This is a genomic window from Candidatus Thiodiazotropha sp. AKAK2, from assembly GCF_058244685.1.
This window is the reverse complement of record NZ_JBSYOP010000036.1, coordinates 95,692-113,236: the sequence shown is the minus strand read 5'-3', so window position 1 is coordinate 113,236 and position 17,545 is coordinate 95,692. Positions and strand designations below refer to the sequence as shown.

Sequence of the window (17,545 nt, the reverse complement as noted above, 5' to 3'; positions counted from 1 at the left end):
GTAAGGTCGCGAATTTGGGCGAGTGCTATTTCAACTCCGTCAGCATTACCGGCTGACCAAAACTTTCCAACGTCGAACCGCTGGTGGCGAAAAATGTCTCCCAAATCGCCCGCAAGGCATTCAGCTTGCGGTAGGTGCATTCCGGAGACATAGTTAACACATTCTCCGCGTCGAAAGGATCAGGAGCCGCTTTGACCCAGATTTTAAGCTGATCAAAGGATCAAAGGATCCAAGATCAGAAGTTGCACTTTGATTAATCATCCACCAGATTAAAATATCCACGCTGAAGAGCATGCTTCAATTGGTCAAAACTCTCAATTGCTTCTAGGTACGCCTCTCTCGCTTCTTTGGTCTCATAACACAGCTTGTTGGTTAAATGCTCCTCATCCGCATGTGCGATCATGAGCACATCCTTGAGGTACTTTGCTCTTAATATCGAGATGGATTGCGCCAGTTCCAGAAAATCAGATTTCTTGATATCACCGGCGATCTCCTTTATCGCCTGGCTGTTCATTTCTGAAATCTGGTGTTCAAATGACTGCATCAATCGTCTGACTTTGATTTCACGTTCACCCGACATATTTTTCTCCATAAAGGAATGATTGCGGAAAGCACTTGTAACTGTAAGAGATAGTGTAGCAATCAGGTCAATAAGATATCACCAGCATCCTCTTCCAGGTCGCTGTAGTCGGTATTGGTAAGTCCCAGGGACTCAAGCACCCCATCCTTGATCCCGCTCCACTCGGGTTTGGGGTGAAATCTCCTGGTACGTTCGACGATATTTTCTGCCAGCTTAAGGATTGAGTGGGAGGTGAGAAAGTATTCTGTCTCCTGTCTGACCAGTGTCTCTTCCTCGTGATGCCTCAAAATAACATCACAGATCTTCTTGGGAAGGTCCCAAGAACTCGAGATATAGTAACCGACAACAGCATGATTGGTATTGTAGTGCTGTTCCTCAAGTTCAATGATAGAGACATCATGGTTCTCATTGGACTCGATCAGAAGCTCTTTGTAATTCATGAATTTGATAGCAAGCGCAGGGATGCCACAGTCATGAAACAGCCCGACTGCGTAAAGATCCTCGATGGGAACACTGTGTTTAATTTTCCGTCCGACGAAGGCCATTGTTTTGGCGACATCGGTTGCTTCGTCCCAGAAACGCTCCAGTGAAATACAGGCCTTCTGTGACATGAGCCGCTTAATTTCATATGTGGCAATCAGTGTGGTTACTGTGTCTACGCCTAGCAGTACAACCGCTTGCTGGATGTCGGCGATCTGTCTCGCCATACTGTAGAATGGCGAGTTGATAGTCTTCAGGATTGCCGCAGAGAGTCCTACGTCAGACGATACGGTATCGGCTACATTCTCCGGGCTTGCTTTGCCTGTGCTTATGAGTTTGTGAAGGTTATCCAGAACTTCAGGCTTGGCAGGAATGTGGAAGCCACGCAGTATCTGCTCGGCCATTTCAACACTGACTGCTATATTCATCTATTGCTGTTCCTGGTAAATGTTTGTTTTTATTAATTAAACCTATCAAGGTCTGCTTCTTTAATAGAATCGGCGAGTAAAGCCGCGTCTTTAGTCATTTTTCAGAGTCTGATTGAAACTAAATTGATTATGATTCGGGGGCTCTTTCACGTTCGAACTTCCCAGTGTCAATGAATCAATAAATAAGATACGGGTTCCTAAATTGCCTTCCTTCTGAGGTGAATCAAGATCAATGATTAGCTTTTCCAAGTTCGTGTGAGCTATGTGTGGATAAGCTGCATAAAAAACCGGTCAGAAGCGTTCGGGTTTTTAATATACGGAGGATTTCGAAGCTTCGATTTCGAATCGGCCAGGTTCGACAGGCGAGCGAAGCTGATCGTAGGCGTCTTTTGCCAACGACCTGACAGGCGAGGCACCACCAGGTAGTCGTTCATGGCTTAGCAGATTCTATGCCGAATAGCTTGTTTCGCAGAGACACCAAATTGCCATAGGATGTATGAGGAAAATTGTTATTTCAGTAGTGCTGTATGATCAATATATTGCTGCCTTCGTCCTTGGGCAGCAATTAGCTTTGGTTTAAACTCAGATGGCTGTCAACGTGGAGAAATCAACATGACGCAGCTATTGATGGGGTGATCCTATGGATGAGTGTCCACCTGTCCCCGTCCTTATTACCGCAGCTACGAGATGGCCTGGTCAAGCGGATCGGTGAAGGCCCATACCTGGACCTGTTCGCATTGTTGATTATCACTGGTGTGATGCTGATCGTATTTGGCTGGCGTAGCACACAGCCAACCCAGGTGTATGCGCCAATGGCCGGCTTGCGTCATCCAGCCATGCTTTTAGTCGTAATCGGATTTGTATTGATGGTTGCGGCCAGTTTTCCACAAATTAGAGATCCGGATCGATACGAGTGTTAGTTAAACGCACACCCATCGGTCCGCGTGGTATCCACAGCATCATCTCCTGGCCGTCACGTCTGACGGTGACACTGACATATTCATCGCGGTTGCCCTGGGTGGTCGCCTGCTGCAACTCGGTATAGTCGAACAGTCGTTGCTCGTCGTACGCCAGGATCATGTCGCCCTGTTTGAAGCCGGCCTGCTCGGCTGCGGAGCTCATCATCACCGAGTCGATGCGAATCCGGTTCGACTCGCCGTTGTTATAGAGGTAGCGGTCGTAGATGTCATCACCAAATTCATCGCGTATTGAGATATCCTCTGCCAGCAGCTCGTTGAGCTCATCGCTGTAGCGTTCCGTGTCGAGATAGCCACCGCGGATGGCGGTATCGCGCAGTTCCAGCCTTTTCAGATCGAGCGCGCTGCTGCGGCGAACGAACTCCTCCGCCGCTACTGGGTCAACGCCAGCATTCAGCAGATTGTTGGTAAAGGTGGACGCATTGTCGCTGGACGGCATCTCTGAGCTGTCTGATATCGTTTCATCACTCTCAAGCGTGGCTGAGGGCTTCGATGCACCCATTTCTTGTAGTGCCTGCTCGAGTTGCTCGACGCGCGAGATTAAATGATCGACACGGTTTTGCAGCAATTCAAGGTCGTTGGTCTGTGATTCGCCGGGTGCTGCGGTAACAGCTGAGGTTTTCACGGGTTCGGATGGTTGTGCAGGTGTGGCCGCCATCGCCGGCGCGATGGGCTCATCATGCTGTTGCGACGGGGTCATGAAGATGCCAGTCAGGGCGCCAAGAGCAAACAGGCCGGGGATAAAAATGATCTGCTTATTCATTCGTTCATGGCATCTATTGCCGCGTGAGATTAATCCACGCGTAGATGGTAATTGATGGTAGATGCTGCTTATTGACACCGTAACGGCCGTGTAATTCCCCTTCAGGCTGGATTCAATGGACATGATCGATGGTATGGAAGTATCGAAGCTGGCACCATCTGACGTTGGGGTAGCGAAACTGTTAACTGCGTGGGCACAGACCGATAACGTCAGAAGGATTACCCAGACTGCTGATTTGTAAATCAGGTCTTTTGGTGTTGCACCCTGGGTGGACTGTGTAGGATTGGCTGGATTACCCAGGAATGGAGCGGTATTTGTCGTTGTGTTCGGACCGTAAAGGCGAATGCTGTTGACTTCGCAACTCCCAAGCCTGAAATGCCGAACACCCGATGACTGTTTACTTTACCTTTAGATGTAAAAAGCGACCTACAGCCTTGATTATTTACCCTGGGAAGGGATTTTGCTTGCATACAAACTCATCACCTTTGCCATTGGATTTTTATTGACAGGTAGAGTGTTAGGATGTTTGTACTGCTTCAGCACGCCCTATTGTTTTCAGAAGGGTGTGTATTTTACTGTTCAGGCATTATGATTCGTTCAACCACGTCTCGATCCGGTCCATCGCATTGATCAGGTTTGGACAGTATTCGCGCAGGAACGCCTGGTCGATCTCTGTTTCAGGATCCGCTGCAGCGAGTGCACGTTCACCGTCGAAGTCGACATAGGCCATGCGTACGGTGAATTCTGTGGCTGGCCTGCCGAAATCGGTGCCGGGCAGACAGGCCACACCTGCATCGTCGAGCAGTTGCTTGCATAGGTCGCGGGAGGTCTTGATGGCGGATGCGGCAAAGCGTTCGTGATGAAAGCTGAAGTCTGGGAACAGGTAGAAACCGCCTTCAGGGTCTGCCAACTCGCAGCCCATCTGGCGCAGTCGGCCGGTCAGAGACTGCCCCAAGCCTTTGAGTATGCGGCGTGAGCGACTTAGATAATCGGTGATATCCGAACCGCCTTCGAAAGCACGAATCGCTGCATACTGGATGGGTGCACTCACCGTGGTGAAGGTTTCGCTTGCGACCACGGCCATCGCGTCGAGCAGCCAGCGAAGACCTTCCGGAAACAGGAAGGTACCGAGGCGCCAGCCACCGGCGCCAGCCCATTTGCTCAAGCCACTGCTGATGATGGTGCCTTGCGGGTAGTGACGTGCGATGGAATGATGTTCGCCTTCGTAGTGCAGTTCGCTGTATATCTCATCCGATAGCACGAGCATGCCGTAGCGCTCTGCGACCATTGCGATCGCCTTCAACTCCGCATCACTGTAGGTGATCCCGACGGGATTGTTCGGGTAGTTCAGGATCAACAGGCGCGGCCGGCCCGGGTCCTCGAGACAAATCGCTTCGAGTTCTTCAGCTTGGATGCGCCAACCGTTCTCGGCCAGTGTATTGACGCGCCGGATCTGGCGCCCGATGATCGAAGCCTGCGGCGAATAGGAGACCCAACTCGGAGCCGGGATCACCAGGTCACCATAGAATACCAACTGTAAAATGAACATCAGCTCCTTCGAGCCGGGTCCGATCAGTACATCTTCGGCCGTGCGCTCGATGCCGTTGACCCGGGAATGGAAGTCCGCCACGGCCGAGCGCAATGCCTGCAGGCCACGTACCGGCAGGTAATCTTTCTGATGTGCGTTACTCTGCAACGCGGCAACGACACTGCTGGGTACCGGGAACGGTGATTGACCGAGTCCCAGTCGATAGATCGTTTTCCCGGCCTGCTGCAAGGCAGAGCTCTCTTCATTGATCGCCAGCGTGGCCGATGTGTCCAGTCCGCGGACGTTCAGGTTAAGGTGTACGCAGGGTGATGCCAAACCACGTCTTGCACTATTCAGATTGACGACATTCATGACAAGTTCCCGGATATCAATTTCAGTTGATAGTAATATTGCAACAGCTGTACCAGTCGGGTTAATTCTGAGTAAGTCATTGATATTTAGTTTTTAATCCTGGTGTTTACCGCATTCTGTTAGACTGGCCGCACCAAGTCGGTGCGTGAAATGACGCGTGTTTCGCCGAGCTGGTGCAGTTGCCGGAAAGCTCGGCAGTGGAATTCTTCACCGAATCGATCCGTCGTGGCTGGGTATCAAAGGCTTCTACACCCGGGTGAAAAGAGTGTTTGTCGACACCTTCGTTGTCGCCGATTTACTGAGGTTGCCTTGATTTGTAAGAGTGCTGTGATGAGTAGGTGAAGAGAGGTGTGATCAAGGTCTGCCATCCACGGCTCTAAGACCGGCTGATCAGCAACAGCTGTGAACAGACCCTGGACCATGGATGTTTCTGTGGTGACAATGGGGCCTTCTTGAGATTGATCTAAAAAGCGAGGATTCGATGAGTGAAATCGTGATGATAACAGTTGTTGCCGTTGCTATCGGGATGATCTGGGGCTTTAGGAAACCTGCTGGTTACTGCAGGATGAGCTCTGTTGAGCAACAGGGATTGAGCAACCGGGTATGGAGTGGCTTGATCAATGGTGCTGTGCTTGGGGGTATTGCTTTGGTGATTACGACCATCTTGCTCGGCTAGGTGCGGCTTATCGCATTAGTGTTAACAGACCCTAGCTAACTATTCCAATTGCTTGGTTTCTGAGTGGTACATAGACACAACAGCTAAAATAACAAAGTTATAACATCATTGGCTAGCAATCAGTTGGATTTGTTTTTTCAAGACCTGAGAATGAGTTACGGGGGATTGCTTCAGAATTCTAGTGTATAGCCATGCCTATGGTGTATCGGGTGCATCTGTTCCTGAAGAGACACATGATCCATTGGTAATGATGAGCTCGGCTTATTTACAGGAGAGATTCGAAGCTTCTATTTCTAACAGGTCTGGTTCAACATTCGAACAATCCTACAGATTCCACCATAATGGACGAAAAGGCTGATTGAATATAATCTGGAGGAAGCGGGATAAATTTCTTGTTTTATGTCAAGGCGCTTTGGTATTGGAAATGTTAATAAAAGATTCATGTGTTCTTCATTACAATAATTAGATATTTAGGTTTTTCATGCACTTCTCTATCCTCTTGATCGAACCCCCGGGAATTGATTCGCAACTTCTTCAGTTAATGTTGACCCCAGAAAAATTTCGCGTAAGAACTTCCGAGTGTGGTTTAAAGGCTTGGAATACCATTCTGACCGACGATGTTCCGGACTTGGTCGTCATGGATGCGGATCTTCCACAACAGGGTGAAATTCAGATTACAGCCGTACAGCTTCTGGAAATGATGAACAATCAGGCACAGTGGTGCAGCATCCCAAAAGTCATTCTAGCCTCAAACAGCAATACCTCGATCCTAAAAATCTCAAGTGTCACCAGTGTGAATGCAATCATACTTAAACCCTATGATCCACGACGCTTCATCCAGGAGGTCTATAAGAGTCTGACTCAACACATTGAGAGCCATATCGCTGAAGTGAATCGACAGCATATTCAGTTAGGTACGGCCTTCCAGGAACTGATCAAGCTTAGCGAGATTGGAAATACCAATGATCTAAAACGTAACTTTACTCAATTGTCACACACAATTGAAAAGCACTTTGATTTTGAAGAGCATTTCATGGCACGACATAATTATCCAGACTTCATCGACCACCATGAAAATCACAAACAGTTGCTTACAATAGTTGAAAATATGAAAGTCGAAATGGCGCAATCTGGAAAATCGATTACGACGAAAAGGATTGTTAAATTGAGGAGTGACCTATTTGAAGATGTAAACGATGATAAACAATACATCAAATTTCTTACGAATTTACGAACATCCCTGGTTGCTTAGACAAATTTAACAAGCCTTTGTCATGAAAGAGAGTAATTTCGGCTGTGTTGAAATATTTCAGTATAGATTCAAGCCGGGATTAGGCGTCTACCAATTTAGCTAAATATTTTGTTTCAAATTCTTCAGCAGAGACTGGATGTCCATAGAGGAAGCCTTGTAGTAGATCACACTCATGTTGTAACAGAAAATCTACCTGATCCTGATTTTCAACTCCTTCCGCTACCACGGTCAACGCCAGGGATTTTCCCAGCGCAATAGCCGCTTTGGCAATCTCTGCGTCGTGGCGATGTTGATTCACATCGTGGATAAACTCTTTATCAATCTTTAATTTATCGACCTTGAATCTATGCAGATAGCTCAAGGAGGAAAAACCTGTACCAAAATCATCAATCGCAAAATGTATACCAAGATTGGAAAGATGACGAATGCTCTGCTTAGTGTCGTCTGTTGCTTCCATGAAAACTGTTTCAGTGAACTCCAGCTCGAGTAGATTTGCAGGTAAGCCAGTGATGCAGAGCATATTCTCTATACTTTGTTGAAACAGTGTGTCATTGACTTGTTTTGCGCAGAGGTTTACTGCGATACGACCAAAATGATACTGCCTGTCGGACCACGTTTTCGCCTGCTTACAAGCTTTATGCAAAACCCAATCGGATATCTGTTTTATCACCCCCCTTTTTTCTGCGATATGTATAAAATCTTTTGGCATCAGAACGCCGCGTTTTGGATGATTCCATCTTACAAGTGCCTCGACTCCTGAAATCCGTTGATTGACTGCATCAAACTGAGGCTGATACTGAACGAAGAACTCTTCTTGCTTGAGCGCTAGGATAAGATCATGGGAAAGGCTCAACTCATTATGCATTTGTAATGACATCTCATCACCAAAGAAGGTGAACATTCCTCTGCCGGCCTCTTTTGCTTTATATAGCGCCAGATCTGCCTTGCTCAAAACATCTTCCTGTTTGATTGATTTTGTCTCCGGGATAAATATGCCGATACTGGTGTCGATATAGATTGTATTGTCATCAATGATAAACTCCTCATTGACTACATCCAGTATCTTTGACGCCAGATAGGACGCATCAGAGATTGAATCGAGGTTTCGTTGGATTAGCGCAAATTCATCACCACCCAATCGGGAAAGCATATCAGTCTCCCGGATGGCTTGCAGTAATCGAAGAGAAACTTGTTTGAGTAACTTGTCACCCATTGGATGACCAAGTCGGTCATTCACCTCCTTGAAATGGTCCAGATCCAATAGATGTACTGCAAACAACTCGTCACGACGGCGAAATTGCGCTAACACCTGTTTAAGTTCCATATTGAACATGACCCGGTTTGGTAGGCCCGTCATCAGATCATGATAGGCAAGATGTTGCATGTTCTTTTCGGAACGTTTCCTCTCTGAAATGTCGTGAAAGGAGACAACAGATCCTATTACATTTCCATCTCCCCAGATCGGTGCGGACCAGTATTCAACTGGAAAGGGTATGCCTCCTTTTCTCCATAACACCTCATCCTCCACATGATATTCATTACCATCCCTGATCGGCCGCATCATGCAGCACTCCTCTTCTGGTATTGGTGTTCCATCCATCATTGAGTGGTGAATCAAATTGTGGTTGTTTGAGCCAACAACCTCTTCAGCATGATAGCCGAGCATCTCTGAGGCGGCCTGATTGATAAAGGTGGTTATACCATGCTCATCGAAGCCAAAAATCCCTTCTGTGGTATGTTCAAGCAGTAATCTGTACCTGGTCTCACTTTCACCCAAAGCATCCATCAATTGTTTTTGTTGAGTGACATCCAAGATTATTCCATTCAGCTTTTTGTCGGAATTGTTGTGATAATCGATTGCGCGGCCCTGTTCGAAAACCCAGCGTACTTCACCGTCTTTCTTTATGATTCTGTATTCAAGTGTAAAGGGTGTTCTCTGTTCAACTGCTTTACTAACCTCGTTTTCGACCTCATTCCTGTCCTGCGGATGTATAATTTCCGAGTAGCTGATTTCCCTGTTACCAAGCACTTCGCTGATATCATAGCCTGTTAAACTCCTAAACCCATCACTAAGATACTCCATTGTCCAATCTGTATCCTGTTGACAGCTATATACAATCCCTGGAACGTTATTTACAAGGGCTTGGTAACTGGCGCGGCTGATTTCAAGTTCCGAATAGGACTTGCCGAGCTTTTTACTCATTTGGTTTAACGCGCTCTCTATGGTTTTCCATTCGTCATCCCGGCCGAGAACGATTGCCTTGTCTAAATGATCCGCACCAATTTCCGATACTACACCTGTAAGGGTTTTTAGAGGCCTCTCGATATGTCTTCGTAACATATAATACATGGTGCCGATAATCATAAACACCATGATCAACATGAATATGACCATGCGAGTTAAAACATCAATAAACAGAATATCAATTTCATCTTTGATTAGTCTAGCTGCCAATGAAGCCTCTTCTTCAGTCTGAGCAATTAGTTGATGTATGGATGATTCACTAAGCGCTAATGCTCTTAATTCATTCTTAAGATCAATCAATTCAGATTTCAAGGTCTTCACATGGTTCTTGTATTGGTTTACATATGACTCCAGCTTTCGACCATGAACAGAGACTTCAGGCATCGATGCTGTGATTGTCTGTAAACGCAGGTGAAGCGAATAGAGTTCCTCATATAAATTGTAGCTCTCAAGATTCTTCAGTCCAGTAGGGGCTATGAGTTCTGTTGTCTTCTTGTCTATTATCAAGATACTTTCGCGATAACCTGTAACCAGACTTAACAGTTGATCGTAGTAGTCGTTGTCTGTGCCGTTCAATGTTGAATCGATCATCCCTTTACTGATTAAATTCTCCAGTAATGTGATTTCATTTTGAGACGCGGTGAACAACAACTCTAACTCTTGTTGTAGATGGTTTACGTTTTTTGAGTGGTTTAGAAAGCGTTTAAATGCAATAGAATAGCGTTTCAACTGTTCAATAAGAGTGGGATTCTCTATGCCCTCGGTAATATTCGAGAGATACTCGGATATCTGTTTGCCTTCTTCGGAGAGTGTGTTGTTTCTAATTGAATATGTACGAGTAAGCCGGTTGATGTTAGATGAGATTGCCGCCAGTTGCCTGGTTTTTGTTGCATTGTCTTTTAATTCACTGAGATGGGTATCTGCGACCGCTTTTACCAGCTCATAAGTTGTATGTAGTGTTTTGTGAAGAACAACTAGGGAAATTGACGTGATGATGATAAACAAGGCAATAAAAATCCATATTTTGGATATGATTTTTAATTTGCCGATACGTTTATGCATGTTGATCAATCGTTGTCAGTTAAAATGACATCTATTTATTTCGGAGTAGTAACCAGTGTTGCCCCCCTGAGTACAATGGGTCTTGGTTGTATACCAAGCTCTTTAATGCTGTTCACGTTGATATACCGACGACCTTTATAGTTACGTGTTACCGGTAGTTTTTCCATGGGTGTACCATTCAGCGCTTTGAGAAGCATACCGGCAGCAATTTCACCTTGTTCCTGACCAGTTTTTGCTACCGCACTGACTGCGCCATCTTCTACATGATAACTGTTACCGCCTATTACTGGTCCTTTGTAGTTGTTTTTTAGAAAATCGATTACCTCTCGGTTATCCATCGGTTTGCCATTGATGTCAGTGGTTCCTTCGAGGCTATCAACATAAATTGCATTACATTGAGCACCACGGGTCCTGGTGAATTCTTCAATCTGGCTTGAGTCTGTTAGCAGTAGGAAGTGTTCGATCGGAACAATATAGGTTGACTGCTCACTCTCCACCTGGCTCTTAATGGCATGTCCAGAAGGACTGGATCGAACAATGAAACATATATTTTCGACATCCGGAATAAGTTGTTTTAAAAAGGCGATTGATTCACGAATATGACCACGCTCTAATGTGCCGGAAATATGTTGATTAGGATAACCGTAAGCTGAGGCTTTATTGTTTACACCACAAAAAAAGACTGGGGTGGAAACCCTGTCTTTCAAATAAGGCACAACGAACATGGATTGCGCATTATCATCCACTGCGATAATCCCATCCGGTTTTAACTCTTCATAGAGCTCGTATGCTTGTTTGGCCTTTTCTCTACCACCCTGCAAATCAACTTTGGTATTCATATAGAAATAGGTCAGATCTGCAGAATCAGCCATCACGCGATCTATGCCCTCTTTAATTTCCTGGCACCAAGGGTTGTCCTGCTCATAACTCATAACAACCAGAACTTGATGGTCAGCTGACCAGAGGTTTGAGGCTAATAGCAAAAGCAGAAGGGAACAGCAGCATGCGTAGAGAGAATTCGAAGAGCGCATAGTGAGTGCCTGCTCGCAATGTCGAATCCCGTCCATAGGAGAGGTTAAGGAATTTTACTGTTCGATAATGTCCTTATATTCATATCATGACAATGATCTGTCACAATAAAACTGCAATTACTGCAGATATCAATAAATCTCGGCATTTTATCTTTCTGAAATAACACATAATATTGAGCATTATTAATATGGTATATATCAATATTTATAACATTGATAATGGGTGAGCATAGGTCAATTCAATCAATCTGGAAGGCAGATTAGTTTATTGGTATATGGGCTAATGCTGGATCGGGAGCCGATATCGACCAATCACACTGGAAAGATGGCCCGCAGGAGCTTAGAGATGTCGTGAAATCGATCCGTTCCTTATCCTGTCGTTAAACTAATTTACTACCAAACACTCATTTTTTATATTTATAATCCGATCCACATATTTACCATCAAACATTTCTACTACTCTTAAATATTTTGTCTAACCAGCTGGCACGGGAGTCATTGTATGTAGATCTTTTATGAGCGACCCACTTACAGGTTGTCAAAGCTAGAATCATTGTTCCTGACTCCTGAATTAGAATTCAAATCGATATCCACTGACTTAATATACCAAGTGATCTCTATTCAAGATGTAGAACTTGTAGATCTGAGTGAATGACCCCGTTGAGCGTTACCTGAAGTCATGTATTATAATAGCGGTGGATCGTGTTGGAATCTTACATTAGCTATAAGAAAAAGAAGGGCTATTATGATAGACAAAACCTTGCCCAATGGGGTCATGTTCAATGCTTACCCTGACAGTATTGGATTTAAACTGAGTGATACTATTAAGCTGCTAAAGCAACCCGAGTTGCAGAATGCCTTTTCCCTCTTCTATATATTACCCACCTTTTTCCAAAGCGATCTGGATCGGGGTTTTTCAATCAATCGCTATGAACTCAATGGCGAGCTGGTATCGGAACAGGACCTTCAGACACTCAAAGAGATGAACATTGTTCTCAAATTTGATCTGGTGCTGAATCATCTTTCAGTACGCTCTCCTCAGTTCCTGGATATACTGGAAAAAGGTTATCACTCATCTTATCGGGACTTTTTTATTGACTGGAACAGGTTCTGGGAAGGTGAAGGAGAGATGGGTGAAGATGGTTACATCATTCCGAATGAAGCTCATCTCAATAAGCTTTTTATGAGAAAACCTGAGCTTCCGATTTTAATGGTTCGTTTTCCAGATGGTTCCGAGCGGCCTTACTGGAATACCTTCTATCAGCAGATACACTACCGTACACTGGAGGCAGATGATATCAATCACTTTAGGATGTTGCCACCAGAAGGGATCAAAACTATTCTTGCTAAGTTCAATGCAAGAATAACTGCCGGAAAAGATTTTCACAATATCGATTTAGGTCCCTACCAGGACTACCTGGAACAGGTGGTCAGTATCGTTGAGTCAAAGCGTCGCTACCTCGGTCAAATGGATCTGAATGCTGAATCGGAAGTAGTATGGGAATTTTATGAAGAAACACTAAAACGCCTGGCGGATTATGGCGGTAAGTTGATACGTCTTGATGCTTTTGCTTATTTGCATAAAAAGCCGGGATTGACCAATTTTTTTAACGTACCAGGCACTTGGGAATACCTGGATCGTCTCAATACTATTGCCGAAGCGAACCAGCTTACTCTGTTGCCTGAAATTCATGCCCAGTATGGCAAGCATCTGCACTCCGCTGTTGCTGAAGCCGGTTACCCAATCTATGATTTTTTCCTTCCTGGGCTGTTGCTCGATGCTCTAGATCAGGGGCGGAACGTCTATCTTCTACGCTGGATCAGTGAGATTCAAACTCAGGGTATAAACACTATCAATATGCTCGGCTGTCACGACGGAATTCCTGTTCTTGATCTGGATGGATTTGAACTCGATTCAGGGTATCAGGTTGGGCTGCTTGACAAAGCCGATATAGAAGCCATGATTGAACGGGTGTTGGAACGTGGTGGCCGGGTTAAGAATCTGTTTGGTCCTGACGGCAAAAAGATTGCCTACTACCAGGTCAATGCCACTTACTTCAGTGCTTTGGGCGAAGATGAACAAAAACTTAGGTTGGCACGCGCCATCCAGCTCTTCATGCCTGGCATTCCCCAAGTCTGGTACCTGGACCTTTTTGCCGGTAAGAACGACTATGCTGCAGCTGATCGGGGTGGACCGGCTGGTCACAAAGAGATCAATCGGACCACATTAACCAACGAAATGGTAACAACGGGACTACAAAGTGTTGTGGTGTTGGATCAATTGGAGATGATGCGCCTTCGAAATACAGCAGCGGCCTTTAATGGTCGCATGCAAATTATCGATACTCCAGCGGACGAATTACAGATCTCCTGGTCACACGAAGGTGATACGGCGATATTAAAGGCCAACCTTGAAAACCATGATTTCACCATTACTCACAGCTCCGAAGAGGCTGGGACTCAGCTCTATGATTACACCAAACCCTGATGCAAGATGACCTATGAAAATACTCGCCACTGACCTTGATCGTACCCTGCTACCCAACGGTTCCTGGCCGGTGGATGAAAATGCTATTGAGCTGTTTAATGAATGGACCGCAAAACAGGGTGTGCTGGTTGTCTATGTAACCGGGCGTAACCTTGATCTGACCGAAAACGCCATACGCGAATATGGCGTGCGCTTCCCTGATATACTTTGTGGCGACGTAGGTACCACTATTCGACATTATAAAAAAAATGCCTGGTCGATGGACCTTGGTTGGATCGAACATGTACATCGCATGAGTCCCCGCTGGGACAATACGGCAATCCGCGGCGCATTAGAAAAGGTCAGCGGTCTACGCGAACAGGAAGTTGAGCACCAGAACGAGTTCAAGCAGAGTTACTATGTTGATCATCAAAATCATGAATCCATAATGACAGAAGTGGAGAAGATGATTGGCGGTAGATTTGACGAGGTACTGATCTACAGTTTCGACTCCAACAATGGTAATGGCCTGTTGGATGTGCTTCCGGCAAGTGCTACAAAACAGACCTCTCTGGAGTATGTCGCCAAAGTTTACGAAGCGGGTAAGGATGTTGTCTTTTGCGGTGATAGCGGTAATGATGTATTTCCGCTTACAGCTGGTTTCCTAGGGGTCATGGTGCGTAATGCGGACGAACAGTTGGTGAAGCAGGTAGCTCAGGCCAAGCAGGACAATGACGCCATAGAGATATATCACTCCAAGGGCAATTTTAAAGGACTTAATGGGTACTATGTGAGCGGTGTTCTTGAAGGTGCCTATCATTACGGCGTGTTGGACGACTCGGCGGAAATCGACACATTTCCACTGAAATGAGAGGAATATACAATTGAAGCTGATGCAATCAGCACGCCCGCCTATCAGCAGACCCCGGAAACGATACTCTTGGTCAGAGTGAGCTGAGGATTTGGCAGAAAAGGATTTAAAATCTTACTATAATTGTGTTTCAACCATTACCCTTCCGCGTGAGATACCTGACAGAATGTATCGATATTTGACACTACTGCTAACTGCAATCCTACTATCGGCCTGTAGCATTTTTGGCCCAGTCCCTGACCGTATGGGGCAGGAGTTGATTGAAGGCAGTCAGCAAAAGAGTGAAATACTGATCATTGTTCTGCCTGGCATATTCAGTGATGCCGAAGACATGCGGAAACGCGGAGTACCCGATGCGATCCATCGTGGGTGGCCTGAGCCCGATATACTGATGGCTGACCTGACCATTAAATACTATCGCAAAGGTCTGGCTCCCAAGCACCTGCATGACGAGATCGTGGCCCCGGCTCGCCTGCAGGGTTACTCAGAGATATGGCTCGCAGGTGGTTCCATGGGGGGTATGGGCACTCTGATGTATGAATGGAAACATCCCGGAGAGTTGGATGGATTGGTATTGATCTCACCCTATATGGGAAGTGGAGATGTGACTGATACAATACGACAGGCAGGCGGCCTCAGGTCATGGGATTCTGGTGAACGTGATAAGGTTATGCATAGTGACAACTACGATCGTCTGATTTGGCAAATGGCGCAAGACTGGATTGGAGATGAGTCAAAGCTACAACGAGTATGGCTCATGTGTGGAGATGAGGACAGACTCTACCCGGACGTAGAGATACTTGGAGCCATTCTGCCTGAGGATCGCTTCTTCCCCGCTCCAGGAGACCATAGTTGGGATTACTGGATTCCTAACATAGAAAAGATATTTCGTGCTGTATCTGAATCACGTCAAATGAGATTTTCCAAACTGAATGGCTTAACCAGGTAACTATTACAGGCTTGGCATAATCCGATTTGATTAGGACAATGGTGGTGATGACAGTTCACCTGGGTAATACTTCAGATCGGAAACAAGGGATGTAGACCAGTGATGTCTTATCTGACTCCTACCAGTAAATTCAGTTTTGGTCGTCAAAAGATTCACTTTGCAGTGGGGCATGGTAATTAGATCTTTGGTAATTTGCACAGGTTCTAAAGCAAACAGCGGCAACTTGATTCAGTCATATTCTTAATTGATAAGAAAAAAGCAGAGCCTATGGGGCTAGCCATGCAGGAAGTATTCAGCGGTGAGCGCCATAAAATTGGATTCGATACGCCAACTATGCACAGCTGGTTGAAAGGGTATGCCTGGGTAGCTCCCCGGCGCAGACGTTATTTCCCCGTCACAATATTTGGTCGCGACCTTGAGCATCTGCCCTCTATCTGCAGAAATGCCTCCACCATGTCAGGATCAAGATGATTACCTGCACTGGCTGAGACTATCTCAACGGCACGTTGGTGGCTGAACGCCTCTTTGTAGATGCGTTTGCTGATCAGCGCATCATAGACATCCGCAATTGCCATCAGTCTGCCGGAAATGGGAATTTAATCGCCTTTAAGGCCCTGAGAGTAATCATTTCCATCCCACTACTCGTGATGGGTGTATGCAATTTTCCTGGACTGAATCTTGGGTCTATGTGAGCCAACAGAATCCATCCTGCTGATTGATTGTTTCCTGTAGCATGTCGTTCAACATGTCTATATTTAGAGTTTGAACCCAGGACGCGGATTAATGTAAATTTTTTCGTTACTCTCGTCAGCTGGTGTGAGTTGCTATCCCTATTAGAGTTTTGGGATAGTCTTACAGGCGCTATCATCCAATCGGTGGGTGACTAAATAACCCGACAATTCGGAAACGATTTCAGCGTTGAAAATCACCCACCGGATCCGACAGAATCTTCTGTCATGACCTGCCATCAACCAACCCGTTATTTTGACGGAGGTCGCATCAGATGGTGAATAGTGATAACCAGAAAAAGAGTAAGTGCCATGGGACAAGAGATCGAGTTGATGACTGAACAGGGTGAGCGATTCCAGGCTTATCTATCCGGCAACGATGAGCGTATAGGCGGAATCCTGATCCTGCATGAATGGTGGGGAGTGAAGCTCCATAATCGTCAATGGGCAGACCAGTTTGCGAATGCCGGGTATCAAGCGCTGGTAGTCGATCTCTATGATGGACGAGTGACAGAGGATGCTGAACAGGCCGCTCAGTGGATGCGGGAGATCGATCAACAGGCAGCAGATCGAAAGCTTATTGCAGGCATTGAATACCTCTCCCGGAGAGGCCGTAAAATTGCAGTCTACGGCTGCTCTTTTGGCGGTAAACAGGCCATGCAGGCCAGTTTGCTGAAACCGGAGCTGGTGGATGCTACGGTAATGGCCTACTGCAGAATGGAGACAGATCCCGCGAAGCTGGCACAGTTGCAGGGGCCGGTGTTGGCAATCTACGCAGAGCAGGAGCGTAATTGGCCGGAAAAACAGCATAACTTTGAGCAGGCGATGAGTGAGGCCGGTAAGCTTACCGAATCTGTCAGCTATGATGCAGCTCACGGATTCACCAATCCAACCAGTCCCCGTTACGATGAGGTCGCAGATAAAGCTGCCTGGCAGGTAGTGATCGATTTTCTCCAGCAGGAGATAGCTGGGTAATCATTCTCTAGGGCGTATTGGATTCGTGTTAACAGGCCCTAGTTGAATCGAAGATATCTACTGCACTGTGCCAGTGAGATGTATAGGGAACCTGGGACAACAATTGATATGCGAAAATTTTTCCTAAAAAAGGCCGGTATAGGAATTAACCGATTGTTCAA

16 protein-coding genes are annotated in these 17,545 nt (G+C 46.0%); 8 read left to right on the top strand and 8 right to left on the bottom strand.

Going from position 1 to position 17,545, the window contains the following annotated elements; genetic code table 11:
* Positions 1-25: 25 nt before the first annotated feature.
* The 3 genes from AC4IE8_RS18595 to AC4IE8_RS18585 form a co-directional block, all read right to left on the bottom strand.
* Positions 26-151 (bottom strand): hypothetical protein, encoded by a 126-nt coding sequence (locus AC4IE8_RS18595; protein WP_490791692.1) that lies wholly within the window; start codon positions 149-151, stop codon positions 26-28.
* A gap of 102 nt (positions 152-253) precedes the next feature.
* A complete protein-coding gene (locus AC4IE8_RS18590; protein ID WP_068987947.1) occupies positions 254-592 on the bottom strand; it encodes a hypothetical protein in 339 nt (112 codons plus the stop codon).
* Positions 593-642: 50 nt separating this feature from the next.
* Positions 643-1,488 (bottom strand): HDOD domain-containing protein, encoded by an 846-nt coding sequence (locus AC4IE8_RS18585; RefSeq protein ID WP_068987948.1) that lies wholly within the window; start codon positions 1,486-1,488, stop codon positions 643-645.
* 632 nt (positions 1,489-2,120) lie between these two features.
* Between AC4IE8_RS18585 and AC4IE8_RS18580 the strand changes: the two genes are divergently transcribed.
* On the top strand, positions 2,121-2,408 hold the full coding sequence (locus tag AC4IE8_RS18580) for an NnrU family protein (protein WP_490791691.1): 288 nt from the start codon (positions 2,121-2,123) through the stop codon (positions 2,406-2,408).
* Here the strand turns inward: AC4IE8_RS18580 and AC4IE8_RS18575 are convergent.
* On the bottom strand, positions 2,380-3,228 hold the full coding sequence (locus AC4IE8_RS18575) for a PDZ domain-containing protein (RefSeq protein ID WP_490791690.1): 849 nt from the start codon (positions 3,226-3,228) through the stop codon (positions 2,380-2,382). The two genes, AC4IE8_RS18580 and AC4IE8_RS18575, sit on opposite strands and share 29 nt — an antisense overlap.
* A 586-nt stretch (positions 3,229-3,814) precedes the next feature.
* Positions 3,815-5,128: a pyridoxal phosphate-dependent aminotransferase gene (locus tag AC4IE8_RS18570; RefSeq protein WP_068987950.1), complete on the bottom strand. Its 1,314-nt coding sequence runs from the start codon at positions 5,126-5,128 to the stop codon at positions 3,815-3,817.
* 157 nt (positions 5,129-5,285) lie between these two features.
* On the opposite strand from AC4IE8_RS18570, the gene AC4IE8_RS18565 reads away from it, so the two are divergent.
* The 3 genes from AC4IE8_RS18565 (at position 5,286) to AC4IE8_RS18555 (ending at position 7,056) form a co-directional block, all read left to right on the top strand.
* Positions 5,286-5,441, top strand: a complete 156-nt coding sequence (locus AC4IE8_RS18565) for a hypothetical protein (RefSeq protein ID WP_490791689.1) — start codon at positions 5,286-5,288, stop codon at positions 5,439-5,441.
* A gap of 168 nt (positions 5,442-5,609) precedes the next feature.
* Complete coding sequence (locus AC4IE8_RS18560; protein WP_068987951.1) at positions 5,610-5,804, top strand: hypothetical protein; 195 nt, start codon at positions 5,610-5,612, stop codon at positions 5,802-5,804.
* Positions 5,805-6,285: 481 nt separating this feature from the next.
* Complete coding sequence (locus tag AC4IE8_RS18555; RefSeq protein ID WP_490791688.1) at positions 6,286-7,056, top strand: hemerythrin domain-containing protein; 771 nt, start codon at positions 6,286-6,288, stop codon at positions 7,054-7,056.
* 79 nt (positions 7,057-7,135) lie between these two features.
* On the opposite strand, the gene AC4IE8_RS18550 is transcribed toward AC4IE8_RS18555, so the two are convergent.
* Positions 7,136-10,363, bottom strand: a complete 3,228-nt coding sequence (locus AC4IE8_RS18550; RefSeq protein ID WP_490791687.1) for an EAL domain-containing protein — start codon at positions 10,361-10,363, stop codon at positions 7,136-7,138.
* 35 nt (positions 10,364-10,398) lie between these two features.
* The gene (locus AC4IE8_RS18545) at positions 10,399-11,295 is read right to left on the bottom strand and encodes an ABC transporter substrate-binding protein (protein WP_490791686.1); all 897 of its coding nucleotides are present in this window, start codon (positions 11,293-11,295) and stop codon (positions 10,399-10,401) included.
* Positions 11,296-12,073: 778 nt separating this feature from the next.
* Between AC4IE8_RS18545 and AC4IE8_RS18540 the strand changes: the two genes are divergently transcribed.
* From AC4IE8_RS18540 to AC4IE8_RS18530, 3 genes are all read left to right on the top strand, one after another.
* Positions 12,074-13,882, top strand: a complete 1,809-nt coding sequence (locus tag AC4IE8_RS18540; protein ID WP_490791685.1) for an alpha-amylase family protein — start codon at positions 12,074-12,076, stop codon at positions 13,880-13,882.
* 13 nt (positions 13,883-13,895) lie between these two features.
* The gene (locus AC4IE8_RS18535; protein WP_490791684.1) at positions 13,896-14,732 is read left to right on the top strand and encodes an HAD-IIB family hydrolase; all 837 of its coding nucleotides are present in this window, start codon (positions 13,896-13,898) and stop codon (positions 14,730-14,732) included.
* 256 nt (positions 14,733-14,988) lie between these two features.
* Positions 14,989-15,681 (top strand): hypothetical protein, encoded by a 693-nt coding sequence (locus AC4IE8_RS18530; protein ID WP_490791683.1) that lies wholly within the window; start codon positions 14,989-14,991, stop codon positions 15,679-15,681.
* 383 nt (positions 15,682-16,064) lie between these two features.
* Here AC4IE8_RS18530 and AC4IE8_RS18525 read toward each other — a convergent pair whose 3' ends face one another.
* Entirely contained in the window at positions 16,065-16,271 is a 207-nt protein-coding gene (locus AC4IE8_RS18525) for an HD-GYP domain-containing protein (RefSeq protein WP_490791782.1), read from the bottom strand.
* A 450-nt stretch (positions 16,272-16,721) separates the two neighbouring features.
* On the opposite strand from AC4IE8_RS18525, the gene AC4IE8_RS18520 reads away from it, so the two are divergent.
* The gene (locus AC4IE8_RS18520) at positions 16,722-17,384 is read left to right on the top strand and encodes a dienelactone hydrolase family protein (protein ID WP_490791682.1); all 663 of its coding nucleotides are present in this window, start codon (positions 16,722-16,724) and stop codon (positions 17,382-17,384) included.
* The last annotated feature ends 161 nt before the right edge of the window (positions 17,385-17,545 follow it).